Genomic DNA, 26,307 nt, shown 5'->3' on the forward strand with positions numbered 1-26,307 from the left:
CCCCGCCGCGGGAAGGGCGGAGATTCGCGCACCGGGGTCCGTCCACTCGGGACGCGGCGAAGCCGGGCGGGCGACGCAGTAGGCTGAGGCGAATGAGCGCGGTATCCGGCACGGAGCACTCGATGGTCGAAACCCGGCACCAGACCCGGTTGCTCACCCTGCTCCGGGACGAAGGCCCGATGTCACGGGTCGAACTGGGGGAGCGGCTCGAGCTGCCGCGGGCGCGGGTCGGGGCCGAAGTGGCGCGGCTCGCGGAGGTCGGGCTCGTCGAGGCCGCGGGGCCCTCGGCCAGCCGGGGCGGGCGGCGGTCGACCCTCGTCCGGCTCGCCGGTGACCTCCGGGTGCTCGCGGTGGACGTCGGCGCGACGTCGGTCGGGGTGGCGGTCACCGACGCCTCCTGCGAGGTGCTCGCGCACGCCGTCGAGGACTGCGACGTGCGGCAGGGGCCGCACCCCGTGCTGCGGCGGGTCGCCGCGCTCGCCGAGAAGGTCCGGGACGAGGCGCCCGGGCGGCTGGTCGCCGCCGGGATCGGGCTGCCGGGGCCGGTCAGCTTCGCCGAGGGCATGGCCGTCGCGCCGCCGATCATGCCGGGGTGGGACCGGTTCAGCGTGCGCGACCACCTCGGCGGCCTGTGGGGCTGCCCGGTCGCGGTGGACAACGACGTCAACGCGATGGCGCTCGGGGAGCGGCACGCCGGGGTCGCGCGCTCGACCGACGACCTGATGTTCGTCAAGATCGGCACCGGGATCGGCTGCGGCATCGTGCTCGGCGGCAAGGTGTACCGCGGGGTCGCGGGCACGGCGGGCGACATCGGGCACATCCGGCTCGACGACTTCGGCCCGACCTGCGCGTGCGGCGAGGTCGGCTGCCTGGAGGCCTACTTCGGCGGCGCGGCGCTGGCCCGCGACGGACTGGCGCTGGCTCGCAGCGGCCGGTCGGCGCACCTCGCCGAGGTGGCCGCCGACGGCGGGGCGGTCACCGCGCGTGACGTCGGCCGCGCGGCGGCGGCAGGTGACTTCGGTGCGGTCAACCTCATCCGCGACGGCGGGCGCCGGCTCGGCCAGGTCATCGCGTCGCTGGTCTGCTTCATCAACCCGGGGATGGTCGTGATCGGCGGCGGGGTGGCCCAGCTCGGGCACCAGCTGCTGGCCGAGGTGCGCAGCGCGGTGTACCGGCGGTCGCTGCCGCTGGCGACGGGCAACCTGCCGATCGTGCTGTCCGAGCTCGGCGAGACGGCGGGCGTGATCGGCGCGGCCTGGTCGGCCACCGACCGGGCCTTCACGCTCAGCAGCTGAACCCGCGCGCGGGTTCACGGTCGGTCGCCGAGCAACCTCGCGTAGTAATGTCTGAACCGGACAGACTTTTGTATCGAAAGTGCGAAAGTCTGTCCGGTTTCGCACGTCTATCCGGGTGAAAACCGGGCACAGGGCGCCCATCTCACCTTGACGAGTGATGCGCGCCACCCTACTTTCGCTGCCTGAGAGACAAAGTCCGTTCAGGGCGCAGCACAAGTTGGGGGCACCGTGGCCGTCACCGGGACGAGGCGAGCCGATCCGGCGAGCCCCCGGACCGCGAACCTGGCCGCGGTCCTGCGCGCGCTGCGGACCGGGCCGCTCTCGCGGACCCAGCTGGCCGCCCGGTGCGGGATCGCGAAGTCGGCGGTACCCGGGCTGCTCACCGACCTCGCCGGGCGCGGGCTGGTCCGGCCCGCCGGGGTCCTCCCCGGCAACGGGCGGCCGAGCCGGCTGGTCGAGCTGCACGGCGAAGACGCCTACGCGCTGGCGCTGGGCATCGAGGCCGACCGGCTGTCGGCGGTGGTCACCGACCTCACCGGCCGGGTGCTGGCCGAACGGGCCGAAACCGTCGACGTCGCCGCGCTCGGCCTGCAGAGAGGCATGGACGAACTCGCCCACCTCGCCCACCGGGTGCTGCCCGGGCCGCCGGTCGGGGTGGCGATCGCGGTGCCCGGGCTGGTCGACTCGGCCGCCGCCGTGCTCAGACTCGCACCGGCGCTGCGCTGGCGGGACGCCGAAATCGCCGGCCTGATGGCGGCGCGGCTGGCCGTCCCGGCCGAGGCCATCGCCGTCGACAACGATGCCAACCTCGGCGCGCTCGCCGAATCGGTCGAGGGGCCCGCGGAGCTGTTCTACCTCAGCGGCGGGACGACCGTCGGCGGCGGGCTCGTCTCCGGCGGCGCCATCCTGCGCGGTGCGCGGGGCTTCGCGGGCGAGGTCGGGCACATCGCCGTCGACCCGTCCGGTGAACGCTGCGTGTGCGGCCGGACCGGCTGCCTGGAAACGAAAGCGAACCTGGCCGCGGTCGTGAGAGCCGCGGCCCCGCCCGGCGATCCGCTGCACGACCCCGCCCTCGGCGTCGAAGGGCGGGTCGGCCTGCTCGCCCACCGCATCCGGCGAGGCGACCAGCGCGCGGTCACGGCGGTGCACGAACTCGGCGTCGCGCTCGGCGTCGCACTGTCCACTGTGGTCGACGTGCTCGACCCGGACGTCGTCGTGCTCGGCGGCTACTTCGCCGAACTCGGCGAGTGGCTGGTCGAACCGGTCCGCGTCGAGCTCGCCGCCCGGCCGCTCGGCCACGCCCGGGTCGTGCCGTCGCGGCTCGGCCTGAAGGCCCCGCTGCGCGGAGCCGCCCACCTGGCGGCCGAGCGGCTGTTCGCGAACCCGACGCTCGTCGAGGAGGCCACGGTATGAGTCTGCTTTCGGTCCGCGGGATCGTGAAGAGCTTCCCCGGCGTCCGCGCGCTCGACGGCGTCGACCTCGACGTCGAGCCGGGCGAAGTGCACTGCCTGCTCGGGCAGAACGGCGCCGGCAAGTCGACGCTCATCAAGGTCCTCGCCGGCGCGCACCAGCCCGACACGGGGGAGATCACCTGGCAGGGCGAACCCGTCTCGCTCGGCTCCCCGGTCGACGCCCTGCGCCTGGGCATCGCCACCATGTACCAGGAACTCGACCTGGTGCCCGGGCTTTCGGTAGCGGACAACATCTTCCTCGGCCACGAACGCGCCCGCTTCGGGTTCACGCGCATCTCGCAGGCCCGCGACGAGGCCGCCCGGCTGATGGCCCGGCTCGGCCACCCCGGCATCCGCCCGTCGACCGAGGTCGGCAAGCTCTCCGCCGCCGGGCAGCAGCTGGTGTCGATGGCCCGCGCGCTGGCCCACGACGCCCGGCTGCTCGTGATGGACGAACCCACCGCCGCGCTGGCCGGTGAGGAGGTCGACAACCTCTTCCGCATCGTCGGCGAGCTGACCGCCGACGGCGTCGCGGTCGTCTACATCTCGCACCGGCTCGAGGAACTGCGCCGGATCGGGCACCGGGTGACCGTGCTCAAGGACGGCCGGACCGTCGGCACCGGACTCGACGCCCGCACGACGCCGACCGCCGACCTGGTCGCGCTGATGGCCGGGCGCAAGGTCGAGACCGTCTTCGGCCCGCGTCACGAGGGGCACGCCAAGATCACGCCGGTGCTCGAAGTCGCGAACCTGGCCCGGACCGGCGAGTTCGAGGACGTCAGCTTCACCGTGCACGCCGGCGAGGTCGTCGGCATCGCCGGGCTGGTCGGCTCCGGACGCAGCGAGCTGCTGGAGACGATCTTCGGCGCGCGCAAGGCCGACCGCGGGACCGTGGCCGTGCAGGGGAAACCGCTGCGGCCCGGCAGCGTGCTCAACGCCGTCAAGGCCGGCATCGGCCTCGCGCCGGAGGAGCGCAAGAGCCAGGGCCTGCTCCTGGACCTGCCGGTGGTGCACAACGTGACCCTGGCCAGCCTCGGCCGCTACGCGAAGCTCGGCTTCACCGAGCGGGCCCGGGAACTGGACGACGCCGGCGCGAGCCTGCGGCGCCTCGACCTGCGGCCCGCCGATCCCCGGCGGATCGTCCGCACGCTCTCGGGCGGCAACCAGCAGAAGGCCGTGCTCGCGCGGTGGCTGGTCCGCGGGTGCCGGGTGCTGCTGCTCGACGAGCCGACGCGCGGCGTCGACGTCGGCGCCCGCGCCGAGCTGTACCGGCTGATCGACGAGCTGGCCGCGACCGGCGTGGCGATCGTGCTGGTGTCCAGCGAAATCCCCGAGGTGCTCGGGCTGTCCGACCGGGTGCTGGTGCTGCGCGAGGGCCGCGTCCTCGCCGACCGGCCCTCCGGCGGGCTGACCGAGGCCGAGGTGCTCGACGTGATCCTGGAAGGCAGCGCGGCATGACCGAAACCCAAGCACCACCACAGGAAGCGCTTCCCGCGCAGCGGCGGCGGTTCACCTTCTCCGCCGACCCGCGGCTGCTCGGCCTGGCCGGCGTGCTCGTCGTGCTGTGCCTGGTCGGCCAGTTCACCCGGCCCGAGTTGTTCTTCACCGAAAGCAACATCTCGACGATCCTGCGGCTGGCCGCCGCGATCGGCGTGGTCAGCGTCGGGATGACGTTCGTCATCATCAGCGGCGGCATCGACCTGTCCGTCGGCTCGATGGTCGGCCTGGCCGGCGTCTGGCTGACGACGCTGGCGACGCAGTCCTACGGGCCCTTCGTGATGGTGGTCTGCGGGCTCGCCGTCGGCCTCGGCTGCGGGCTGGTCAACGGCGTGCTCGTCGCCTACGGCAAGGTCGTGCCGTTCATCGCGACGCTCGCGATGTACGTCTCGGCGCGCGGGCTCGCCGAGCGGATCAGCGGCCGGCGCACCCAGGTTGTCGCCGACCAGGGCTTCCTCGCCTTCTTCCGGGGCAGCTTCCTCGGCATCCCGACGCTGATCTGGCTGTTCGCGCTGGTGTTCGCGGTCGGCTGGGTCGTGCTCAACCGCACCACGTTCGGGCGCCGGACGTACGCGGTGGGCGGCAACGCGGAGGCGTCGCGGCTGGCCGGGATCAACGTCAAGCGCCACCTCGCGCTCGTCTACGGCGTGGCCGGGCTGTGCTGCGGGATCGCCGCGCTCATGGTCGTCGCGCGGACGACGGCGGGGGCGTCGACCAACGGCATGTTCTACGAACTCGACGCGATCGCGGCGGTGGTCATCGGCGGCACGCTGCTGACCGGCGGCCGCGGTTCGCTGATCGGCACCCTGATCGGCGTGCTGATCTTCACGGTGCTGTCGAACATCTTCACGCTCAACAACCTGGACACCGACATCCAGAACATCGCCAAAGGCGTGATCATCGTGCTCGCCGTGCTCTTGCAGTTCCGGGCCAGGAAAGCCAGGACCGGTCCGTAGTACCACCTTTGGAGGCCGTCATGACCGAACAACCCTTCCTCGGCCGCCGGGGATTCCTGCTGGGCGGGGCCGCCGTCGGCGCCGGCGCGCTGCTGGCCGGCTGCACGTCGAACACGCCCGCGAACTCGGAGTCCAACGCGCCGGTCGCCAACGCGGGCACCAACGCCCAGCCCGGCAAGCCGGTCACCATCGGCTTCTCCGCGCCGGCCGCCGACCACGGCTGGATCGCGGCGATCACCAAGAACGCCAAGGCGCAGGCGCAGAAGTTCAGCGAGGTGAAGTTCAACGCCACCGAGGGCACCAACGACGTCAACCAGCAGATCTCCCAGGTGGAGACGCTGATCAACGCGAAGGTCGACGTCCTGGTGATCTTGCCCTTCGACGGCAAGGCGCTCACGTCGGTCGGGCAGCAGGCGATGGACGCCGGCATCCCGGTGATCAACCTGGACCGCATCTTCGACACGCCGCTGGCGTACCGGACGTGGATCGGCGGCGACAACTACCGGATGGGCGTCAACGCGGGCAACTACATCGCCGCGGAGCTCAAGAAGAAGAACGTCGCGAACCCGGTCATCGGCGAGGTCGCGGGCATCGACTCGCTGCCGCTGACCCAGGAACGCAGCAAGGGCTTCGCGGACGCGCTGGGGCGCAGCGGGTTCAAGGTCGGCCCGCGGGTTTCGGCGCAGTTCACGTCGGAGTCCGGCGAGCAGCAGACCGCGAACCTGCTCCAGGGTGCGCCCAAGCTGGACGCGCTGTGGAACCACGACGACGACCAGGGCATCGGCGTCAACGCCGCGATCGACACCGCGGGCCGCAAGGAGTTCATCATGGTCGGCGGCGCCGGCTCGAAGAACATGATGAACCTGATCAAGGCCGACTCGTCGCCGATCAAGGCGACCGTGCTCTACAGCCCGTCGATGGCCTCGACCGCGGTGGCGCTGGCCCGGCTGCTCGGGCAGGCCAAGGGGATCGGCGACCTGGCCGAGCACGACATCCCGGCCGAGATCAAGACGTACTCGGCGGTCGTCACCAAGGAGAACGTCGACCAGTACCTGGACGTCGGCTTCGACTCCTGACGCGGACTTTCCAGCTGAACCAAAGGAGGGGTATGAGCCCGGGACGGGAAACCATCGGGATCGGCATGGTCGGCCACGCGTTCATGGGTGCGGTGCATTCGCACGCCTGGCGCAGCGTCCACCGGTTCTTCGATCCACCGCTGGTGCCGAGACTCGCCGTCCTCGGCGGCCGGGACGAGGCCCGGGCCAAGGCCGCCGCGGAAAAGTTCGGCTGGGAGGACGTCGAGACGGACTGGCGGAAGCTGGTCGCCCGGGACGACGTCGGCCTGGTCGACGTTTGCACGCCGGGGGACAGCCACGCGGAGATCGCGATCGCCGCGCTGGAAGCCGGGAAGCACGTGCTGTGCGAGAAACCCCTCGCCAACTCGGTCGCCGAGGCCGAAGCGATGGCGGCGGCGGCCCGGAAGGCCCGGGACCGCGGGGTGCGGGCGATGGTCGCGTTCAACTACCGCCGGGTGCCCGCGCTCGCGCACGCCAGGAAGCTGGTCGCGAGCGGGGCGCTCGGGGAGATCCGGCACGTGCGGTCGGTGTACCTGCAGGACTGGCTTTCCGATCCGGAAGCGCCGATGACCTGGCGGCTGCGGCGCGAGAGTGCCGGTTCGGGTGCGCTCGGCGACCTGGGCGCGCACATCGTGGACGCGGCCCAGTTCGTCACCGGCGACCTGATCACCGGTGTCTCGGCGCTGACGAACACCTTCGTGCAGCAGCGGCCGGCCGAGAACGGCGGCACGGACGACGTGACGGTCGACGACACGGCGTTGTTCCTGGCGCGGCTGGCCGGGGGAGCGGTGGCGACCTTCGAGGCGACCCGGTTCGCGCTGGGCCGCAAGAACGCGATGCGGCTGGAGATCAACGGGTCGAAGGCGAGCCTGGCGTTCGACTTCGAGGCGATGAACGAGCTCCAGTGGTACGAGGGCAGCGGCACCGAAGCCGGGTTCCGGCGGATCCTCGTCACCGAGCCGCAGCACCCGTACGTCGGCGCGTGGTGGCCGCCGGGGCACCTGCTCGGCTACGAGCACACGTTCACGCACGAGGTCGCCGACCTGCTGGACGCCATCGGCGCGGGCACCGATCCGGCGCCGAGCTTCGACGACGGCCTGCGCGTCCAGCGGGTGCTCGACGCCGTCGAGAAGAGCGCGGCGGCCGATGCGGCCTGGACCGCGGTGGAGGAGCGGAAATGAGCCGTCCGGTCACGCTGTTCACCGGCCAGTGGGCCGACCTGCCGTTCACCGAGGTCTGCAAGCTCGCCGCCGAGTGGGGGTACGACGGCCTGGAAATCGCTTGCTCGGGCGACCACTTCGAAGTGGACCGCGCACTGTCCGAAGAGGACTACGTGCCGGCGCGGCTGGCTTTGCTGGCCGAGCACGGGCTCAAGGTGTGGGCGATTTCGAACCACCTCGTCGGCCAGGCCGTCTGCGACGACCCGATCGACGCCCGGCACCGCGCGATCCTGCCGTCCCGGATCTGGGGCGACGGCGAGCCGGAGGGTGTCAGGCAGCGGGCGGCGGCCGAAATGGCCGACACCGCGCGGGCGGCGGCGAAGCTCGGCGTGGACACCGTCATCGGCTTCACCGGGTCGAAGATCTGGAAGTACGTGGCGATGTTCCCGCCGGTCACGCGCGATGACATCGATGACGGTTACGCGGACTTCGCCCGTCGCTGGCACCCGATCCTCGACGTCTTCGACGAGGTCGGCGTCCGGTTCGCGCACGAGGTCCACCCGTCCGAGATCGCCTACGACTACTGGACGACCAAGCGCGCGCTCGAGGCCGTCGGCCACCGGCCGGCGTTCGGGCTGAACTGGGACCCGTCGCACTTCGTCTGGCAGGACCTCGACCCGGTCGGGTTCATCCTCGACTTCGCCGACCGGATCTACCACGTGGACTGCAAGGACACGAGAAAGCGCTTCGACGGCCGCAACGGCCGGCTCGGCTCGCACCTGGCCTGGGCCGACCCGCGCCGCGGCTGGGACTTCGTGTCCGTCGGCCACGGCGACGTCCCGTGGGAGGACTGCTTCCGGGCGCTCAACTCGATCGGCTACACCGGCCCGATCTCGGTGGAGTGGGAAGACGCCGGGATGGACCGGCTCCGGGGCGCGGCGGAGGCGGTGAAGTACCTGCGCGAGCACCTGTTCGACCAGCCGTCGGCGGCTTTCGACGCGGCTTTCAGCAACCAGAGATGAGGGAGTTCCATGTGCGGTCATGAAGCTGAGCAGCACTCCCGACGGACATTCCTGAACGTGGCGACGGCGGCCCTCACGGTGGGTGCGGCGGCCATCGCGTCACCCGGCACCGCGGACGCCTCCCCAGCCCGCCGGCGCGTCCCGCTCGACAAGATCAGCATCCAGCTCTACTCCCTGCGGTCGCTGCTGCAGAACGACCCGGAAGGCACGCTCTCCGCGCTGGCCGACATCGGCTACCGGAAGGTCGAGCTGGCCGGGACGTACGGCCGCAGCGCCACCGAGTTCCGCGCCATCCTCGACCGGTGCCACCTCAAGGCGTCCTCGACGCACGTGGGCATCGACGGCGACCTGAACCAGACCATCGCCGACGCGAAGATCCTCGGCAACCGCTCCGCCGTCGTGCCGTACGCGAACTTCGGCACCATCGCCGAGTGGGAAGCCTTCGCGGGCCGCATGAACACCGCCGCGGCCGCCTTCAAGAAGGCCGGGCTCGCGCTCGGTTACCACAACCACGACCACGAGTTCGCCCCGATCGGCGGCGTCGTGCCCTACGACGTGCTCACCGCGAAGACGGACAAGCGGCTCGTGCACCTGGAGATCGACCTCTTCTGGGCGGTGAACGGCGGCGCGGACCCGGTCGAGCTGTTCCGGCGCAACTACCCGCGCGTGACGCAGTACCACGTCAAGGACCGGACCGCGGACGGGCAGATGGTCGACCCGGGCGCCGGCGTCATCAACTTCCCGCGCATCTTCGCCGCGTCCTGCCACACCATCGGCGAATACATCGTCGAGCACGACCAGCCGGCCGACCCGCTGAGCACCGCCAAGGTCGGGTTCGAGTACCTCCGCACCGTGCGCTTCTGAGACCCCGGGGGAATTTCGCATGCGAGTGTCACGTCGGTCGATGCTGGCCGGAACCGCCGCGGGCGTCCTCGTGCCCGCGGTCGGGATGGCCGATTCGGCCTACGCGGCGGGCTTGAACCGCCAGATCACCCTCTACGCCGAAGCCCTGCCCGGCGGCCTCTACGGCTACGGCCTCGAGCCGGGCAAGGCCACCATCCCCGGGCCGCTGCTGGAGATCTACGAGGGCGACACCCTCGAGATCGAACTGGTCAACCGGACCGACCAGCGGCTCTCGATCCACCCGCACGGCGTCAACTACGACACCGGGTCCGACGGCGCCCCGCTCAACGCGTCGTTCAACAAGCCGGGCGAGACGCGGACCTACACCTGGAAGACGCGGGCCCGGTACGACGCCGGCGGCGGGTTCTGGATGCCGGGCAACGCCGGCTACTGGCACTACCACGACCACGCGATGGGCACCGACCACGGCACCGCGGGCCTCGCGCGCGGGCTCTACGGCGGGCTGATCGTGCGCAAGCGCGGCGATCTGCTGCCCAGCAAGCAGTACACCGTCGTGTTCAACGAAATGATGATCAACCACAAGATGGCACCCGACACGCCGATCCTCGAGGCCCGGCTCGGCGAGCGCGTCGAGTGGGTCTGCATCGGGTACGGCAGTCTGCCGCACACGTTCCACCTGCACGCGCACCGCTGGGCCGACACCCGCACCGGGATGCTCAGCGGCGCCGCTGACAACGCTGCCATCGTCGACAACAAGAACCTCGACCCCGGCAGTTCCTTCGGCTTCCAGGTGATCGCCGGTGAAGGCGTCGGCCCGGGGGCGTGGATGTACCACTGCCACGTCCAGACCCACTCCGACGGCGGGATGGTGGGCCTGTTCCTGGTCCGCAACGCCGACGGCAGCCTGCCCGACGGCGCGCAGGAAGCGATCGACCGGTTCAAGGAGCACGGCCACGCCGGGCACGACATGAACCCCGACGGCCGGACACACGCATGAGGACGGGAGCTATGAAAAGACGATGGTTCGGAAGGCGCGGGGCGCTCGTGCTCGCCATCGGCTCGGTCCTGGCGGCCGGGGCCCCGCTGATCACGATGCCGGTCGCGCAGGCCGCGCCCGCCGCGGTGAACGTGCCGGTCAACGTGCTGGTCTTCCACGGCGCCGCCGCGGACCAGAAGGACCCCGTGCTGCGCGCGGCGGACGCGATCGCGCGGCTGGGCTCGGACAACGGCATCACCGTGACGGCGTCGTCGGATCCGGCCGTGTTCAGCACGGCGAACCTGGCCCGCTACCGCGGTGTCGTGTACCTGTCCGCGCAGGGCGTGACGCTCGCGCGTGAGCAGGAAGCCGCGCTGCAGGCGTACATGAAGGCCGGCGGCGGGTTCCTCGGCATCTCCGACGCCGCCCGCGCGCAGGACTCGTCCCAGTGGTTCACCGGCTTGATCGGCGCGCGCCCGGTCGGCGCCCGCCCGACGCCCGAAGCGGTGGCGTCGGTGACCGCGAGCGCGGACAACCCGCCGAACGAGACCAAGGAGAAACTGGCTGACAACAACGAAAACACCAAGTGGCTGACCTTCGCCACGACCGGCTGGGCCGCCTACAAGATGGCCACCCCGGTCGCGGTCAGCAGCTACTCGCTGGTGTCGGCCAATGACTTCCCCGGCCGCGACCCGAAGAACTGGACCCTGCAGGGTTCGGCGGACGGCAGCACCTGGGTCGACCTGGACACGCGCACCAACGAGGTGTTCACCGACCGGTTCCAGACCCGGACGTTCACCTTCGCCAACACGACGGTGTACCCGAACTACCGGCTGAACATCACCGCGAACTCGGGTGAGCCGCTGATCCAGCTAGCCGACCTCAAGCTGTTCAAGGACACCTCGACGACCCCGCCGCCGCCCGAACCGGCGCCGCAGCAAGCGGTCGTCGACGTCCTCGACGCGCAGCACCCGGCCACCGCCGGGCTGCCGCAGAACTGGACGCGCACCGACCGGTGGCTCAACTGGGAGACCAACCCGGTCGGCACCGTCCACACGGTCGCGCAGGTGGAGGAGAAGGGCTACAACCCGGGCGTCGGCGCGAACGGCGCGTTCCACCCGGTCTCCTGGTGCCGCGACTACGACGGCGGGCGCTCGTTCTACACCGGCATGGGCCGCACCGAGGCGTCCTACGGCGAGGACAAGTTCCGCAGCCACCTGCTCGGCGCGTTGCGCTGGACCACCGGCATGGTGCGCGGCGACTGCCAGGCCGGGATCGCCGCGAACTACAAGGTCGAGAAGCTGACCGGCAAGAACGCCGCCGGGCAGCTCGACCAGATCGGCGAGCCGCACGGGCTCACCATCGCCCCGGACGGCAAGGTGTTCTACATCGGCAAGGCGGCCTGCCCGACCGGGCCGGTCGTGAGCTGGGACGACCCGAACGTCGGCCTCGGCTGCGGCACGATCCACCAGTGGGACCCGGTCAGCAAGAAGCCCAAGCTGCTCACGACGTTGCGCGTGATGGGCAACCGGGGCAGCGGTGACGAGCTCGTCAAGAACGAAGAGGGCCTGCTCGGGCTGACGCTGGACCCGAAGTTCGCCGAGAACGGCTACATGTACGCCTACTGGATGCCGCACGAGTCGATCGACCGCGACAAGCGGATCGGCAAGCGCACGGTCTCGCGGTTCACCTACAACCTGACCGCGCAGACGCTCGACCAGGCCACCCGCAAGGACATGCTGTCCTGGGACGTCCAGATCCACAGCTGCTGCCACGCCGGTGGCGGGATGGCGTTCGACAAGGACGGCAACCTCTACATCGGGTCCGGGGACAACAACTCCTCGGGCGGCTCGAACGGGTACTCGGGCAACAACTGGACGCTCGACTACAAGGGGATCTCGTTCCAGGACGCGCGCCGCACCGCGGGCAACACGAACGACCTGGACGGCAAGATCCTGCGCATCCACCCGGAGGCGAACGGGACGTACACGATCCCGCAGGGCAACCTGTTCCCGAACGGGCCGGCGGACAAGACGCGCCCGGAGATCTACGTGATGGGCGTCCGCAACATCTCGCGGCTGCAGATCGACCCGGTGCACAACTGGATGACCGCGGGCTGGGTCGGTCCGGACGCGTCTTCGCCGAGCCCTGAACTGGGCCCGGCGAAGTACGAGACGGCGACCATCATCACCGAGGCGGGCAACCACGGCTGGCCGTACTGCATGGGCAACCGGCAGCCCTACCGCGACCGCAGCAGCACCAACGCGGCCGAGCTGACCGGCTGGTACGACTGCGACAACCCGGTCAACACCTCGCCGCGCAACACGGGCCTGGTGAACCTGCCGCCGATCAAGGACAACATGATCTGGTACTCGCCCGACGGCGGCGGCCCGGTCTTCCCGAAGCGGCCGGGGTCCTCGATCCCGACGTACGTCGCGGCGGACGCCACCTACACCCAGCCGTACCTGCGGGGCGGCGGCCAGGCGGTCATGTCCGGGCCGACGTACCACCGCTCGCTGGTCAACACGAACAGTGGTGTGGCGTGGCCGGCGTACTGGGACAACAAGTGGTTCATCGGCGACGAGTCGAACGCGCAGAACCGGGTCGCGGTGACCGTCGACCCGGCGGGCGTGCCGACGCACCAGCCGCCGGTGTTCGCCGAGACGTTCCGGCAGATCATCCCCGGCGGCGCGGGGGACACCCGGGTGCAGAGCTGGATGGACGCCAAGTTCGGGCCGGACGGCGCGCTGTACGTCCTGGACTACGGCAACGGGTTCTTCTCGCTCGACGCCAACCAGAAGCTGCTGAAGATCAGCTACACGGGTGGCGCGCCGACCCCGGCGCCCGCGGCGACGTCGACGATGGTGCAGAACAAGGCGCTGACGGCGGCGTTCACCGGCTCGAAGTCCGGCGGGGTGTCCTACCGCTGGGAGTTCGGTGACGGCTCGGTGTCCACCCAGGCCGACCCGCGGCACACCTACCCGCGCACCGGCCTCTTCACCGCCAAGCTCACCGTGACCTACGCGAACGGCGAGGCGGTGACCACCCGGACGTCGGTGAACGTCGGCTGCGTGGTGGCCGATCCGAGCCCGGTGGTGACCTTGGGCGACAGCATCACGAAGGTGGTGAACCGCAACGCCGGCGGTGGCTGCACGGTCGACGACTTCATCGACGACGAGAGCACGTGGAGCACGCACGCGGCGTTCGTCAACCACGTCGAGCAGGCCACCGGGACGCTGTCGGACCTCGGGGTGCTGAACGACGCCGAGGTGGCCGAGCTGAACGCGGCGGCCGAGGCGTCGCCGATCGGGAAACCGGGCACGACGGGCTACGACGCGCTGTTCGACGGCACGGCGGCGTCGCTGCGCGGCTGGGAACAGGCACCATCGGGTCAGTTCACGCTGCAACCCGACGGGTCGATCCGCTCGGCCGGTGGGCTGGGCATGCTCTGGTACGCCCAGCGCCAGTTCGGCGACTTCTCGGTGAAGGTGCAGTTCAAGGACATCGCCCCGGACGGCTTCCGGGCCAACAGCGGCGTGTTCGTCCGGTTCCCGGATCCGCGGACACCGCCGGCCCAGCGGCCGCCGGGCAGCTGCGGCACGGTCGGGTCGGCGCGGGACTCGCAGGCGTGGGTCGCGATCTACTGCGGTCACGAGATCCAGATCTACGACGGCGACTCCGGTGAGCCGCAGAAGACCGGGTCGGTCTACAACTTCGACCCGCGCCCGCTCGACCAGGCGGGCGCCCGGCCGAAGGGCACGTGGAACGAGTACGAGATCAAGGTCGTCGGGCAGCACTACACGATGATCCGCAACGGCGTGGTGATCAACGAGTTCGACAACACGCCGGGCCAGCAGTCGTCGCGCGCGGGTGACCCGCCGACCGACCTGCGGCAGTTCGTCAGCGGGTTCATCGGATTGCAGAACCACAGCGACAACGACCTGATCGAGTTCCGCAACATCCGGGTGCGGCAGCTGTAGCTCCGCCGCGGGTCGTGAGTGGGAAACAGTGTTCCAAACACCGTTTCCCACTCACGACCCCTTCAGGAAGGGTCTTCCGGCGATGTCCCCACGACTGATCACAGTGCTGCTGGCCGGGTTGCTGGCCGTGCTCGGGCTGGCCACCCCCGCGGTGGCGGCGCCGGTCCAGACGCTGACCTGGACCGGGAACAACAGCACCACCGAATACGCGTCCGCGCCCACCGGCGCGCTGCCCGGCGAGACCACCATCGTCTTCGAGAACAGCGAAGCCACCGGCAACACGACCGGGATGTCGCACACGCTGACGTTCGACACCTCGACGCCGGGTTACAACCACGACGTCTCGCTCAACATCCTGGCCAACCCGTTCGACCCGCAGAACGGGCGGCACGAAGCGACCGTGACGCTGACGCCGGGCAAGTACCGGTACTTCTGCACGATCCCGGGCCACACGTCGATGGTGGGGGAGTTCGTCGTCTCCGACGGCACGGGCGACACCACCCCGCCGGTCGTGACGGCCGCCGTGGCCGGTGACCGCGACCCGTCCGGCAACTACATCGAGTCGGCCACGGTCTCGCTTTCGGCGACCGACGCGGGATCCGGGGTGGCCTCCGTCGAGTACCAGCTCGACGGCGGCACGTGGACCGCGTACTCGGCGCCGGTGGTGGTGTCCGCGGTGGGCATGCACATGCTGCACTACCGGGCGACCGACGTCGCCGGGAACGCGTCCGAAGAGGGCATGGCGCACTTCACGATCGTCGAGGGACAGGGCGACACCACACCGCCGACGGTGACCGCGTCCCTCTCGGGTGACCGCGATCCCGCGGGCAGCTACCTCGACGTCGCCACGGTTTCCTTGACGGCGACCGACGCGGATTCCGCGGTCGCTTCGGTGGAGTACCAGCTGGACGGCGGAGCTTGGACCCGCTACACGGCGCCGATCGCGGTGACCGGGGCGGGCGAGCACATGGTCCACTTCCGCGCGACCGACGCCGCCGGGAACACGTCCCCGGAGGGCATGTCCCACTTCACGGTGGTCAAGCGGGACACGACCGCACCGGTGGTCTCGGCTTCGGTGTCGGGTACCCAGGACGTGGACGGCAACTACGTCGGCAAGGCGACGGTCACGGTGACGGCTTCGGACACCGGTTCCGGCGTCGGCGCGGTGGAGTACAAGGTGGACGGTGGGGCGTGGACCGCCTACAGTGCACCGGTTCCGGTGACCGCGGCAGGTGCGCACACGGTGGGCTACCGCGCCCGGGACGTCGCCGGGAACGCGTCTCCCGAGGGTTCGGTGTCGTTCGTGGTGGTCGCGGGCGGGGACACCACGGCACCTGTGGTTTCGCTGCAGGTCACCGGAAAGCAGGACGGCGGCTGGAACTACGTGGGTTCGGCGACGGTCACGGTTCTTTCTTCCGACGCGGAGTCCGGTGTGGACTCTGTCGAGTACAAACTGGACAGTGGCGCGTGGACGCGGTACGCGGCCCCGGTGGTCGTGCCCGCCCTGGGCGCGCACACGGTGCGTTCCCGGGCCACGGACGTCGCGGGGAACACTTCGGCGGAGGTGTCGGGGACGTTCACGGTGGTCGCGGCCCCGCCCCCACCGGACGCGTGCCCGAACTCGGACACCCGCGACACGGTGGTGATCGGCGGCGTCGACAGCCAGGTGGAGAACATCGACACGGGCAACGGCTGCACGATCAACGACGTCATCGACGAGACCGCGGAGTACGCGTCGCACGACCGCTTCGTGAAGCACGTGAAGGCGGTGACGCAGGAGCTGGTGGGCAACGGGGTGCTGTCGTCGGGTGACCGCAACCGGATAGTGACGGCGGCGATCGAGTCGGACATCGGCGGCGCTCCGGCGACGAGCACCGGAACTGGCACCGGTGCCGAGCCCCACGCGAAGCCGGAGGTGAAGAAGCGCCTGTAGGTGCCCTGCCGCAGCGGGTCGTGAGTGGGAAACAGGGTTAGAACACTGTTCCCACTCACGACCGCGGGCGGGTCAGGAGTAACAGCCGTCCTGCCGCGGACGACCTGCGAGTAGCAGCGAAACCGCAGGAGGTCTCCACGATGGCTGAAACACTCGCGCAGCTCGGCATCATGGCCGCGCACGAGGTGCGGGCCGGCACCGAGGTGGACCAGGTGGTGGGGCGGATCCTCCAGGCGGACGACGCCGACGAAGCCGACCTGCAGATCAAGTACGAGACGTTGATCGCCGTCTACAAGCTGAAGCGGCTGCTCACCTGGGCTCTGGTGATCATCCCGCTGCTCCTGATCGGTCTCGGCTTCGTCCTCTACGCCGGAGCGGTGCGCTGAAGCGTCAGGAGTAGGTCCAGTGGCCGAGCCAGGACTCACGCCACGCGACCGTCAGCTCGCTCACCCCGTCCACCCCGGACCGGTCCACCTGGGCCTTCCACGCCTCCTCGACCATCGCGCACAGCTTCGACGCCGGCAGCTCGTTGCCACCTGAGGCGAACTGGCGCAGGACCGACTTCGGGATCGCGAGCTTCGCCTTGCCGCGGATCACCGACTGCTCCGTCGCGCGGCAGATGAGGTACTCGACCGTGGCCAGGTCGCCCGCCGAGGCGACCTGGCTCAGGGCGCGGTACAGGCAGTCCAGGGGAGCGGCCAGGCCGCGGTGCTGGCGGGCGATCTCCCACGAGACCCAGACCGCCAGGCAGTCCGGCATCTGGAACGGGCGGTAGGCGAACGCCGGGCCGGCGAACGTCTGGTAGTCGGCCGTCGGGTCCGCCGTGGTCTCCGCCGGGCCGCCCGGGTCCGGGGGCAGGCCGAGGCGCTTGAACAGCTCGCGCAGCAGCTTGTGCGGGCGGGCCGGGGTCGAGGACTCGGCGAGCAGCTTAGCCAGGATGCGGTTCAGCCGGTCCGCCGCCACGCCGTGGATCGACAGCTGCAGGTGGACGAACGCCACGTCGGACAGCGTCGTGCCCGCGCAGCCGGCCACCCCCACCTGCGGGTAGCGCTGCAGGAACGAGACGATCGCGTGCGTCGAGCCGATGCGGGCCGGGCCGACGAAGGTCACCGGGAGGCACGCGCCGACGCGCTGGCGGGAGCGGAGGTCGCCCTTGTACAGCGGGGAAAACTCGCCGTCGGCGTGGTAGACCTCGAACCAGTTGCCCTGCCGGTGGCCGGGCCGCGTGTCGGCGAGCCAGAAGCTGTAGCCGTGCTTCTCGCACAGCTCGCGGAACCGGTCGGCCAGCTCGAACCGCGCGGCCGCGGACACGTCCCGCAACGCGATCGCGAACCGCACCGCCAGCGACGCGCACGGCGACGCGACCTCCTTGCGCGTGCGCAGGTCGTGGTTGCGGGTCTTCACGACCAGCGGCAGCTGCGCCGGGCACTGCAGCGACAACAGCGGCGCGTCGATGAACGCGGCCGCCGCGTCGGAGATCTCCTTCACCAGGTCCCGCACGGCCAGGCCGTGCCACTCGCAGACCTCGCGCGCCGCCGGGTCGATCGCGATCAGGCCCTCGAAGGTCTGCTCGGACTCGTAGATGAACGTCGGGTTCGGCGACGTCGTCTGGTGGAAGACCCAGCCGCCGTCGTTCTGCTGCGGGGGTTCCGCCGGCCGGCGGCCGTCGACGTGCTCGACGACTTCGGTGCCGTCGAGGGGTTTGCGGGTACGGGTACCGATCACGACGCCGGCGCCGTTCGTGGCCGAGCACAGCGTCTCCAGGAACACGGCGTCGCCGGCGTCCGCGGTCACCAGCTCGCGCAGGTAGCCGTGCCGAGCCATCGCGTGGTGCACCTCGAAGTCCACTTTGGTCACCGGCTGCCGCGTGATTTCGAAGCCCGCGCGCGCCAGGTCGGCGACGTTGCGCACGGAGACCCGTTGGCCGCGCATCCTCACCATCCCCCCGAAGAGTCGAACCGGACGTCGGCTTCCAGCGGTTGACGGCGGTCCCACGCCCCGGTCCCCGCCCACCGCGGTGCGCCGATGCGCGAGAGCGGGATCGCCGATTCGCGCCAGGACGCCTGCCCGAACAGCACGAGCGCGGCGATGACGGGCAGCGCCACCGCGACGGTCAGCGCCACCTGCACGACTTCGCCCCGGCTCTGCGTCGCGACGGTCGCGGCGAACCCGGCGATGGCCGCGATGCTCAGCTGGACCAGCGCCTGCGGCAGCGTTCCGAGGTAGCCGAGCACGGTGCGGCGCGGCGGCAGCGACAGCCGGCTGTAGAGGAAACCGGGCAACAACAGCAGCATGGTGATCACGGACTGGCCGTCGCCGATGTGCCCGAGCGCTTCGGTGGCTTCGCGGCCGTACGGCCACGGGCTGCCGACCAGCAGCCAGCCGAGCACGAACGACACCGTCGCGACGGCGAGCGCGTAGAACGTCACGTTGAGCGGACCGGACTTCGTGGAGTCCTTGAGCACGAGCGTCGCGCGCACGCGGACGTGGTCGCCGCGCGAGTCGCGGCCGCCGGAACGACGCCAGTACGCGCGTGCCTCGTTGTCGGAGATGCCGTTGACCAGCACGAGGTCCTGCCCGAACTCGCGGTCGGTCAGCTCGCGCGCGGCCTCGCGCAGGTTCGCGGCGGTGAACTCCGGGTGCCGCCGCAGCGAGTTGTCCAGCTCGTTGGTGCCCGTCCGCACCGCTTCACCCGTGGTGGCCGCGGCGGCGAGCCGGTGGCTGGCGGGCAGGCTGCGCGGGGAAAGCTCGACGCCGGACTGGCCGGCCTCCCACTTGCGGCGGCGCAGCAGGTCGGCGAGGCGGCGAAGCACGGTCTGCGCCTGCAGCTCCAGGATCTTGTGCCGGGCACCGTCGGCCTCCTGCAGCGGCGCGGCGTCCTGCCGTTCGGCCAGGGACCCGAGGTCCGCGGCGAGGCCTTCGACCTGGTGCTGATCGGCGTCGGTGGACAGGTACATCCGCGAGATCTCGGCTTGCGGCGCGGTCCGGGCCACCAGGTGGTAGGACTTGAGCGTCGCCGGGATCATCGTCTGGTAGCTCACGACGTAGCCGCGCCGGCTCGCCGCCAGCCGTCGCCACTGCTCTTTCGCGACGGGCTGCCGCGCGTCGACGTGCAGCGGCGTTTCGTAGCTGAGCCGGTGTTCTTCGACGGAGTCGTCGAGGGCCACCACGAGCATGTAGTCCCGGACGGCGACGTTGAGCAGGTACGCGTATTCGACCAGCAGCTCGGCACAGCCGTCGAGGATGCCGAGCGCGAGCTCCCGGCACTGCCGCCCGTAGCCGGGCACGGTGCCGCCGGTCGTGGCCAGCGCGAACTCCTCCTCGGGGTGGTTCCGCTCGGTGAGCAGCGTCAGCAGCGCCTGCTGGATGAGCCAGCGCGGTTCGTGCACCTGGAAGAGGAAAGTGTTCAGCTCGTGCTTGGCGGTCTGCGCGTTCTCGTCGCTGCCGAGGATCCCGCGCAGCAACCGGTAGAGCCCGGCGGCGACCAGCCGCGACGCCTCGTGCTGGGTGAGCCGCGGCAGTTTCTGGCCGGAGCTGTCGAAGACGTCGATGGGGGAGACGTCCCGGCGCGGCAGCCGGGCCAGCGGCACCCACAGCGACCGCTGCCGCGCCGGACGGGAGGCGGCCCGCTCGCCGTGTTCCTGGCCGATGAGGTCCTGCAGCTGCGCGGTGGCCTGGCGTTGTCCTTCGTCGAGGAGCTTGAGGCTGACGTCGACTTCGGTGCTGCGCCGCGCGGTCCCGTGCTCGACGACGGTCAGCCGTTCGGTCAGCCGCCGCACGTGGTTGAGCCGCAGCGAGGTGTCGAGGAGCGCGAGCCCGACGGCGGCCCCCTGCCGCGACAGCCGGGGCGGGGCGCCGGGGATGGGGATGGTTTCGATGGCGTGCCGGAGACTGTCGATGCCGTCCACACCACTGAGAGTATGAGGTGAGGGGTCTGGATACGAGCAGAATGAGTCATTCAGGACCTCCGACGACCTGAATGACTCATTCAAGGCGTGCGGGGTGTGCCCGGGCGGGGCGGCGGGCGGCAACTTCCGTGTGCCGCGAATGACTCATTGGCGGCGTTGGTGGTTCCCGATGGGTCCATTCGCGGCGTTCGTAGCCGGGGCAGGTGGGTGGTGCGCGGGGTTCGGTGGCGTGAGGCCGAACGGGGTTGGGTGGTGCGCGAGGAGGGGTGGCTCGAGGCCGACCGGCGATGCTGGGTGCGGTGTGGCCGGTCGCGGTGGCGGGCGGTGGCTTTCGTGTGTCGCGAATGACTCATTGGCGGCGCTCGTGACCGGGTCAGGTGGGTGCCGGCGGGGCGGGCGCGGATGGGTTGGCCGGGTGGAGGCGGCCCGCGTCGGTCCGGCGGTGCTGAGTGCGGTGTGCTCGGTCGCGGCGGCGGGTGGTGGCTTTCGTGTGCCGCGAATGACCTATTGGCGGTGTCGGTGGTTCCCCATGAGTCATTCGCGACGTTCGCCGCCGGGTCAGGTGGGTGGGCCAGGGGGAGGCGGGGCGGAAGCGCGCGCGCAACCGGAGTTCGCCGCTCGCTTCTCCACCTCGTCCGCCGCCGGGTGCAGGCCGCGGGCTCGGTACAGGTCGATCGACTGCTGCCACGCCTCACGCGCCTGGCCCGGGTGGCCGAGGGCGTGGTGCGCGTCGCCCATCGCGGCGAGCGTGCCCGCCTGGCGGTACGTGTTGTCCAGGTGGCGCCACAACGTCAGCGCCTGGTGGGACTGGCCCAGTGCCTCGCCGTACCGGCCGGTCTCCGCCGCGATCGTGGCCAGGCTGTCGAGCGCGTCGGCCTCGCCGTAGACGTCCTCGCGTTCGCGGCACAGGGCCAGGCCGGACTCCGCGTGGCCGCGGGCTTCCTCGTGCCTGCCCAGCCGGCTCAGGCACGCGCCGATCAAGCTGTACGCGCGGGCTTCCCACTTCCCGTCCTCGAGGGTGCGGTACAGCTCGAGCGCGCTCATCGCGTGGCCGAGCGCCCGCTCGTCGTCCTTCTCGTGCGTCCAGTGCAGCGCCAGGACGAAGTGGACGCCCGCCTGGCCGAGCGTGTCGCGGATCTCCTTGGCCAGCGTCAAGGATCGGTTCAGGTGGTGCAGTGCCTCGGAAGCCTGCCCGAACGGACCGTAGACGAGGCCGAGACGGCGGTGGGCGCGCGCCTGGACCGCGAGGTCCTCCAGCCGTTCCGCCGCCGCGAGGCCCGCCAGCCACGACGTGATGTTGGCCTGCAGGTGGCCGCGGCGGTAGTGGAAGTTGTCGAGCGTCCAGGCCAGCTGCCAGACGCACGTGTCCCACCCGGCGTCCTCGGCCGCCTGCCGGGCCGCCAGCACGCATTCGTGGTTGACGTCGAACCAGGTCATCGCGGCGCCGTCGTCGGGGAGCGGGGCCGGGACGCAGCCCTCCGGTGGCTCGCCCACCTCGATCGGCGGGTGCTGCTGGTCGAGCAGGCGGCTGCCGCGGTGGCCGGTGTGCAGGTGGAAGCCGATCAGCCGGCGCAACGCCGCCCGCCGCCCGGGTTCGGGCTCCTCGGTCTGCGCCGTGGTCTGCGCGTGCTGGCGGACCAGGTCGTGGAAGCGGAACCGGCCGGTCACCGGCTGCTGGAGCAAGTGGTCGTCGACGAGGCTTTCCAGCAGCCGCTCGGCTTCGAAGGGGGAGACGGCGGCGAGCGCAGCGGCGACGCTGCGGTCGCCCGCGGACAGCTCGGCCAGCGCCCGGCCCGCCTGGCGCAGCCGGTCGGCCAGGTGCGCCACCGTCCACGCGGGCCGCGTGCGCAGCCGGGCCGCCGCGATGCGGATCGCCAGCGGCAGGTGCCCGCACAGCTCGACGACGTCGAGGACGGCGCCGGGTTCGGTGGCGGGCCGGTCGTCGGCGACGATGCCGGCGAACAGGTCGACCGCGGTCACCTCCGGCAGCACGTCCAGGGCCTTCCGTGCGGGAGCGTGGAGCGCCAACGATGCCATCCCGGCTATCGATGCGCACGCAGCAGGTCTTGGACGGCCCGGCCCGGGTCGTGTTGGCTTCTCGGCAGACGCCGTCCCCGAACTGGAGGATCCGATGGCACCCGCGGGTACCCCTGTCGTGTTCATCCACGGTCTGTGGCTCCACGCCACGTCGTGGACCCCCTGGATCGAGCACTTCCGGGCCGCCGGGTACGCCCCCGTCGCGCCCGGCTGGCCGAACGAGCCCGAAACCGTCGAAGCGGCCAGAGAACACCCGGAAGCGGTCGCGGACATCGGCATCGACGACGCCACGAACCACTTCGCGTCGATCATCGAAGGCCTCGACCGGCCGCCGGTGATCGTCGGCCACTCGTTCGGCGGCCTGATCACCGAGAAGCTGCTCGGCCAGGGCATCGGCGCGGCCGGGGTCGCCATCGACCCGGCGCAGATCAAGGGCGTGCTGCCGCTCCCGCTGGCGCAGCTGCGCGCGGGACTGCCCGCACTGGGCAACCCGGCCAACCTGCACCGGTCGGTGTCGCTGACCGAAAAGGAGTTCCGCTTCGGCTTCGGCAACGCGCTGACCGACGAGGAGTCGGCCGAGCTGCACCGGCGCTGGACGATCCCGTCGCCGGCCCGGCCGCTCTTCCAGGCCGCGGCCGCGAACTTCGTCCTGCACTCCGAGGCGAAGGTCGACACCGGCCGAGCGGACCGCGGCCCGCTCCTGCTGGTCTCCGGCACCGCGGACCACACCGTCCCGGACGTCGTCACCCGCTCGACGCTCAAGCAGTACCGCGACTCCACCGCCGTCACCGAGCTGAAGCAGTTCGAAGGGCGGGGCCATTCGCTCACGATCGACAGCGGCTGGCGCGACGTCGCCGACGCCGTGCTCGCCTGGCTGCGCGAGCACGGGGTCTGAGCCCGTGGAACTGGATCTGGGCGGCCGCGTCGCCGTCGTCACCGGGGCCAGCCGGGGCATCGGCCTGGCCGTCACCCGGACCCTGGTCGCCGAGGGCGTCCACGTCGTCGCCGGCGCCCGCGCGCCCGGGCCCGAGCTGGAGGAGCTTGCGCGGGCCGGGAAGGCGCACACGCTGGCCGTGGACCTCGGCACCGCCGACGGCCCCGGCAAGCTGGTGGAGCTGGCGCTGACCGAGCTCGGGCGCGTCGACATCCTGGTCAACAACGTCGGCGCCGTCAGCCCGCGGCCGAACGGCTTCCTGCTCGTCACCGACGAGGAGTGGACCCGGTCGATCACCCTCAACCTGCTGAGCGCGGTCCGCGCCACGCGCGCGGTGCTGCCGACGATGGTGACCGCGGGCCGGGGCAGCATCGTCACGATCGCCTCGATCAACGCGACCCTGCCCGACCCCGGCGTCATCGACTACAGCGCGGCGAAGGCGGCGCTGGTCAACTTCACGAAGTCGGTGTCGAAGGAGTTCGGCCCCCGTGGGGTCCGCGCCAACGCGATCAACCCAGGCCCGGTCGCGACGGACCTCTGGCTCGGCTCGGGCGGCGTGGCCGAGACCGTCGCGGCGGGCTCCGGCGCGACCCCCGGCGCGGTGGCCGACGAAGCGGCCTCCCACGCCGTGACCGGCCGTTTCACCCAGCCGGCGGAAGTCGCGAACCTGGCGGCGTTCCTGGCCGCCGACCGGGTCGCGGGCAACATCACCGGCGCGACCTTCACCCTCGACGGCGGGTACACCACCGAAACGCACTAAAATTCGTCCGGACCATCGGCGACGGGGGAGCGGTGACGGACGAATCCGACGAATGGTTCGCGGTGCGCTGCCTCTTCCGGTGGACGCACGCGGGCGAAGAACCGTACGAAGAGCGCATAACGCTGTGGCGCGCGGCCGACCTCGGCGAGGCGTTGGCGCTCGCCGAGGCGGAAGCACGCGAGTACGCGGAGCGGGCCGAAGTGAGCTACCTCGGGCTCGCGCAGGGATATGCGACGGGCGAGCAGGAGCTGTCGCCGGGCAGCGAGGTGTTTTCGCTGCTGCGCGACAGCTCCTTGCCGCCGGCGGAGTACCTGGAGCGCCACTTCGACACCGGTGGCGAGCACCAGGACCGCGGCTGAGGCGTCACCGCCGCTTGCCGAGCGCCTCCCGCTTGACGAAGCCGATCACCCCGGTGGCGACGAAGAGCACGGCGCCGACGATGATCAGCCAGAACAGGCTCTTGACGGCGATCCCGAGCACGACGAGGGCCGCCCAGATCACGAGCAGCCCGATGAGAAGTCCCATGGTGGTTTCCCTCCTGGCGGTGCCCGGGGTGATACCCGGTCCCCCGGGCGGCTACACGTGGGTGGGCGGTGCCCGGTCGAGAGCCCGGCTCGCGACAATCCGGCCTGCCGGGTGGCCAGGGCAGTCGTCGCCAGGATCGCCAGGGTGGAAACGATCAGTGCGGCGGCCTGCATGCCACTCTGCTGGCTGCCGCACGACGGGTGTTACTTTCCCGCGCCCGACAGCGATTAGTACGCCTGGCGGGTGAAAGTGTGACTGCCTGTCGGCTCAGAGGTCCAGCACCACGTTCTCGCGCGGCCGCGCGCAGCAGATCAGGGCCTCGCCCTCCGCGGCCGGTTCGAGGGGGTCCGGGTCGTACGACACGCTCCCCGAAAGGACCGGCGTCACGCACGTGTGGCACACCCCCGTCCGGCACGACCACCGCGTCGGCACCTCGCACGCCTCGGCGAACTCCAGGAGGCTCGGATACCCCTCGCCCCACGGCACGGTCAGCCCGCTGCGTGCGAACGTCACCGCCGGTCCGCTTCCCGGCGCTCCCGGTGGAGCGTGCGGGGGAGTCCGCGTGACGCCCACGAGGCCCGGGTTGATCGCCGGCACCCCGCCGAACAGTTCACTGTGGACACGCGAAGCGTCGAAGCCCAGCGATACGAACGCGGTGCGCATGGCCGTCATGAAAGCGTCCGGGCCGCACAAGTAGACGTCCGCATCCGCCGGCAAGTCCAAAGTAGACAAGGAGGAGAGGCTGAGTCGCCCGGTGTCAGCCGTCAAGAACACGTGCTCGCGGCCGTGGCGAAGGCCGGCCAGAAGCGCATGAGCCTCCGCGGCGAACGCCTGCTCGGCAGCGGTCCTGGCCGTGTGCACCCACCGGACTTCCCGCGGCGAACCGCTGGCCGCCAGCGCGTGCAGCATCGCCAGCACCGGCGTGACGCCGATCCCCGCCGAGACCAGCACCACGGGACGCTCGTCGTCGGTCAGGACGAAGTCGCCGCGAGGGCCGGCCACGTCGAGCACCGCGCCCGGAGTCAAGTGCGTCTGCAGGTAGCTGCTCACGACGCCGTCGCGCTTGACGCTGATGCGGTACTCACGCTCCGACGGCGCCGCCGACAGCGAATAGCTCCGCACCGGAGCCGGGTCGCCGGCACCCGGGACGCGCAACGTCACGTACTGGCCCGGCTCGGCGCGGGGCAGCGGCGAGTCGGCCGCCAGGTGGATCGAAGTCACCGTCGAGCTCTCCGGCACCACGCGGGTCACCCGAAGCGGCCGGAACCCACGCTGAACCCGGGGCGCCGGGGCCGCCAGCAGGTCGCGGAACGAGCCCTGCCAGCCGGGGCTGAGCGCCGGGATGTCAAGCGCCTGGCGCACCACCTCGGGGTCACGGTCCGGCAGGTAGAGCAGTGCATCGATGGCCGCGACGCTCAGTTCGTGGCGGCCGGTCCGGGTGCGGACGATCTCGTCGCCGGCCTCGACGTGGCCCTCGGTGATGACGCGCAGGTAGAATCCCGGCCGGTGGTGCGCCACCAGCAGGGACGGCATCCGCGGCTCGCCCAGGCGCATGCCGACGCGGAAGCACGTCACCCGCGGCTGCGTGACCTCGAACTCCGCTTCGCCGATCCGGTACCGGTCGCCGATGTGCACCTCGTCGTCCGGGAGGCCGTCGACGGTGAAGTTCTCGCCGAACTGGCCGTCTTCGAGGTCGTCGCGCCCGAGGAAACGCCGCCAGTGCTCGTACGACTCGCGCTGGTAGACCAGCACCGCGCGGTTCTCGCCGCCGTGGCCACCCAGGTCGCCCTGGCCGTCGCCGTCGACGTTGAGGCGGCGGACCAGCCGCGGTCCCTCGACCGGGTACTTGAAGATCCCCGTGTGGACGGTCCGGTCCTGCCAGGCCACGTCCTTCGGCAGCCCGACGTTGAGCGACACCAAACGCGCCATGGTC

Annotated in this window: 20 protein-coding genes; 15 read left to right on the forward strand and 5 right to left on the reverse strand. The window is 71.2% G+C overall.

The window, feature by feature from the left end; translation table 11 throughout:
- Positions 1–122: 122 nt before the first annotated feature.
- From ACLJQM_RS39800 to ACLJQM_RS39855, 12 genes are all read left to right on the forward strand, one after another.
- Positions 123–1,295 carry an ROK family transcriptional regulator gene (locus tag ACLJQM_RS39800; protein ID WP_247025107.1) on the forward strand — a complete coding sequence of 391 codons (1,173 nt, stop codon included), beginning with the start codon at positions 123–125 and terminating at the stop codon, positions 1,293–1,295.
- Positions 1,296–1,523: 228 nt separating this feature from the next.
- Positions 1,524–2,708 (forward strand): ROK family transcriptional regulator, encoded by a 1,185-nt coding sequence (locus ACLJQM_RS39805; RefSeq protein ID WP_360782050.1) that lies wholly within the window; start codon positions 1,524–1,526, stop codon positions 2,706–2,708.
- On the forward strand, positions 2,705–4,204 hold the full coding sequence (locus ACLJQM_RS39810) for a sugar ABC transporter ATP-binding protein (RefSeq protein ID WP_410635492.1): 1,500 nt from the start codon (positions 2,705–2,707) through the stop codon (positions 4,202–4,204). The genes ACLJQM_RS39805 and ACLJQM_RS39810 overlap by 4 nt, the downstream gene beginning before the upstream one ends.
- Positions 4,201–5,199, forward strand: a complete 999-nt coding sequence (locus ACLJQM_RS39815; protein WP_360782054.1) for an ABC transporter permease — start codon at positions 4,201–4,203, stop codon at positions 5,197–5,199. Before ACLJQM_RS39810 ends, ACLJQM_RS39815 begins: the two co-directional genes overlap by 4 nt.
- A gap of 20 nt (positions 5,200–5,219) precedes the next feature.
- A complete protein-coding gene (locus tag ACLJQM_RS39820) occupies positions 5,220–6,275 on the forward strand; it encodes a substrate-binding domain-containing protein (RefSeq protein WP_247022831.1) in 1,056 nt (351 codons plus the stop codon).
- A 32-nt stretch (positions 6,276–6,307) separates the two neighbouring features.
- Positions 6,308–7,456, forward strand: a complete 1,149-nt coding sequence (locus tag ACLJQM_RS39825) for a Gfo/Idh/MocA family protein (RefSeq protein WP_360782058.1) — start codon at positions 6,308–6,310, stop codon at positions 7,454–7,456.
- Entirely contained in the window at positions 7,453–8,457 is a 1,005-nt protein-coding gene (locus tag ACLJQM_RS39830) for a sugar phosphate isomerase/epimerase family protein (protein WP_410635493.1), read from the forward strand. Before ACLJQM_RS39825 ends, ACLJQM_RS39830 begins: the two co-directional genes overlap by 4 nt.
- A 9-nt stretch (positions 8,458–8,466) precedes the next feature.
- Positions 8,467–9,321, forward strand: coding sequence for a TIM barrel protein (locus ACLJQM_RS39835; protein WP_410635495.1), 855 nt, complete (start codon positions 8,467–8,469; stop codon positions 9,319–9,321).
- A gap of 19 nt (positions 9,322–9,340) precedes the next feature.
- Positions 9,341–10,318 carry a multicopper oxidase domain-containing protein gene (locus tag ACLJQM_RS39840; RefSeq protein ID WP_247022835.1) on the forward strand — a complete coding sequence of 326 codons (978 nt, stop codon included), beginning with the start codon at positions 9,341–9,343 and terminating at the stop codon, positions 10,316–10,318.
- Entirely contained in the window at positions 10,315–14,277 is a 3,963-nt protein-coding gene (locus ACLJQM_RS39845) for a ThuA domain-containing protein (RefSeq protein WP_410635496.1), read from the forward strand. Before ACLJQM_RS39840 ends, ACLJQM_RS39845 begins: the two co-directional genes overlap by 4 nt.
- 82 nt (positions 14,278–14,359) lie before the next feature.
- Complete coding sequence (locus ACLJQM_RS39850; RefSeq protein ID WP_410635497.1) at positions 14,360–16,210, forward strand: OmpL47-type beta-barrel domain-containing protein; 1,851 nt, start codon at positions 14,360–14,362, stop codon at positions 16,208–16,210.
- Positions 16,211–16,350: 140 nt separating this feature from the next.
- On the forward strand, positions 16,351–16,596 hold the full coding sequence (locus ACLJQM_RS39855) for a hypothetical protein (RefSeq protein WP_410635498.1): 246 nt from the start codon (positions 16,351–16,353) through the stop codon (positions 16,594–16,596).
- A gap of 4 nt (positions 16,597–16,600) precedes the next feature.
- On the opposite strand, the gene ACLJQM_RS39860 is transcribed toward ACLJQM_RS39855, so the two are convergent.
- From ACLJQM_RS39860 to ACLJQM_RS39870, 3 genes are all read right to left on the reverse strand, one after another.
- Positions 16,601–18,142 (reverse strand): hypothetical protein, encoded by a 1,542-nt coding sequence (locus ACLJQM_RS39860; RefSeq protein ID WP_410635499.1) that lies wholly within the window; start codon positions 18,140–18,142, stop codon positions 16,601–16,603.
- Positions 18,143–18,144: 2 nt separating this feature from the next.
- Positions 18,145–20,118, reverse strand: coding sequence for a hypothetical protein (locus ACLJQM_RS39865; protein ID WP_360782070.1), 1,974 nt, complete (start codon positions 20,116–20,118; stop codon positions 18,145–18,147).
- A gap of 558 nt (positions 20,119–20,676) precedes the next feature.
- Entirely contained in the window at positions 20,677–22,155 is a 1,479-nt protein-coding gene (locus ACLJQM_RS39870) for a tetratricopeptide repeat protein (protein WP_410635500.1), read from the reverse strand.
- 94 nt (positions 22,156–22,249) lie between these two features.
- Between ACLJQM_RS39870 and ACLJQM_RS39875 the strand changes: the two genes are divergently transcribed.
- The 3 genes from ACLJQM_RS39875 to ACLJQM_RS39885 are packed head-to-tail and all read left to right on the forward strand — an operon-like array spanning position 22,250 to position 24,208.
- Positions 22,250–23,050 carry an alpha/beta hydrolase gene (locus ACLJQM_RS39875; RefSeq protein WP_410635502.1) on the forward strand — a complete coding sequence of 267 codons (801 nt, stop codon included), beginning with the start codon at positions 22,250–22,252 and terminating at the stop codon, positions 23,048–23,050.
- 4 nt (positions 23,051–23,054) lie between these two features.
- Positions 23,055–23,849, forward strand: a complete 795-nt coding sequence (locus ACLJQM_RS39880) for an SDR family NAD(P)-dependent oxidoreductase (protein ID WP_360782103.1) — start codon at positions 23,055–23,057, stop codon at positions 23,847–23,849.
- Positions 23,850–23,881: 32 nt separating this feature from the next.
- The gene (locus ACLJQM_RS39885; protein ID WP_410635504.1) at positions 23,882–24,208 is read left to right on the forward strand and encodes a hypothetical protein; all 327 of its coding nucleotides are present in this window, start codon (positions 23,882–23,884) and stop codon (positions 24,206–24,208) included.
- 4 nt (positions 24,209–24,212) lie between these two features.
- On the opposite strand, the gene ACLJQM_RS39890 is transcribed toward ACLJQM_RS39885, so the two are convergent.
- A complete protein-coding gene (locus tag ACLJQM_RS39890) occupies positions 24,213–24,374 on the reverse strand; it encodes a hypothetical protein (RefSeq protein WP_360782107.1) in 162 nt (53 codons plus the stop codon).
- 267 nt (positions 24,375–24,641) lie between these two features.
- Positions 24,642–26,303: an MOSC domain-containing protein gene (locus ACLJQM_RS39895; protein WP_410635506.1), complete on the reverse strand. Its 1,662-nt coding sequence runs from the start codon at positions 26,301–26,303 to the stop codon at positions 24,642–24,644.
- Positions 26,304–26,307 lie beyond the last annotated feature (4 nt).

The organism is Amycolatopsis sp. cmx-4-83, from assembly GCF_046548815.1.
In the GTDB taxonomy this organism is placed as follows: domain Bacteria; phylum Actinomycetota; class Actinomycetes; order Mycobacteriales; family Pseudonocardiaceae; genus Amycolatopsis; species Amycolatopsis pretoriensis_A.

What these genes read in the sequence shown, in the direction of transcription:
- ACLJQM_RS39800 (WP_247025107.1), top strand. Translation starts at nt 123, where the DNA reads ATGGTCGAAACCCGGCACCAGACCCGGTTGCTCACCCTGCTCCGGGAC.
- ACLJQM_RS39810 (WP_410635492.1), top strand. Translation starts at nt 2,705, where the DNA reads ATGAGTCTGCTTTCGGTCCGCGGGATCGTGAAGAGCTTCCCCGGCGTC.
- ACLJQM_RS39815 (WP_360782054.1), top strand. Translation starts at nt 4,201, where the DNA reads ATGACCGAAACCCAAGCACCACCACAGGAAGCGCTTCCCGCGCAGCGG.
- ACLJQM_RS39820 (WP_247022831.1), top strand. Translation starts at nt 5,220, where the DNA reads ATGACCGAACAACCCTTCCTCGGCCGCCGGGGATTCCTGCTGGGCGGG.
- ACLJQM_RS39825 (WP_360782058.1), top strand. Translation starts at nt 6,308, where the DNA reads ATGAGCCCGGGACGGGAAACCATCGGGATCGGCATGGTCGGCCACGCG.
- ACLJQM_RS39830 (WP_410635493.1), top strand. Translation starts at nt 7,453, where the DNA reads ATGAGCCGTCCGGTCACGCTGTTCACCGGCCAGTGGGCCGACCTGCCG.
- ACLJQM_RS39835 (WP_410635495.1), top strand. Translation starts at nt 8,467, where the DNA reads ATGTGCGGTCATGAAGCTGAGCAGCACTCCCGACGGACATTCCTGAAC.
- ACLJQM_RS39840 (WP_247022835.1), top strand. Translation starts at nt 9,341, where the DNA reads ATGCGAGTGTCACGTCGGTCGATGCTGGCCGGAACCGCCGCGGGCGTC.
- ACLJQM_RS39845 (WP_410635496.1), top strand. Translation starts at nt 10,315, where the DNA reads ATGAGGACGGGAGCTATGAAAAGACGATGGTTCGGAAGGCGCGGGGCG.
- ACLJQM_RS39850 (WP_410635497.1), top strand. Translation starts at nt 14,360, where the DNA reads ATGTCCCCACGACTGATCACAGTGCTGCTGGCCGGGTTGCTGGCCGTG.
- ACLJQM_RS39855 (WP_410635498.1), top strand. Translation starts at nt 16,351, where the DNA reads ATGGCTGAAACACTCGCGCAGCTCGGCATCATGGCCGCGCACGAGGTG.
- ACLJQM_RS39860 (WP_410635499.1), bottom strand. Translation starts at nt 18,142, where the DNA reads ATGCGCGGCCAACGGGTCTCCGTGCGCAACGTCGCCGACCTGGCGCGC.
- ACLJQM_RS39870 (WP_410635500.1), bottom strand. Translation starts at nt 22,155, where the DNA reads ATGGCATCGTTGGCGCTCCACGCTCCCGCACGGAAGGCCCTGGACGTG.
- ACLJQM_RS39875 (WP_410635502.1), top strand. Translation starts at nt 22,250, where the DNA reads ATGGCACCCGCGGGTACCCCTGTCGTGTTCATCCACGGTCTGTGGCTC.
- ACLJQM_RS39890 (WP_360782107.1), bottom strand. Translation starts at nt 24,374, where the DNA reads ATGGGACTTCTCATCGGGCTGCTCGTGATCTGGGCGGCCCTCGTCGTG.
- ACLJQM_RS39895 (WP_410635506.1), bottom strand. Translation starts at nt 26,303, where the DNA reads ATGGCGCGTTTGGTGTCGCTCAACGTCGGGCTGCCGAAGGACGTGGCC.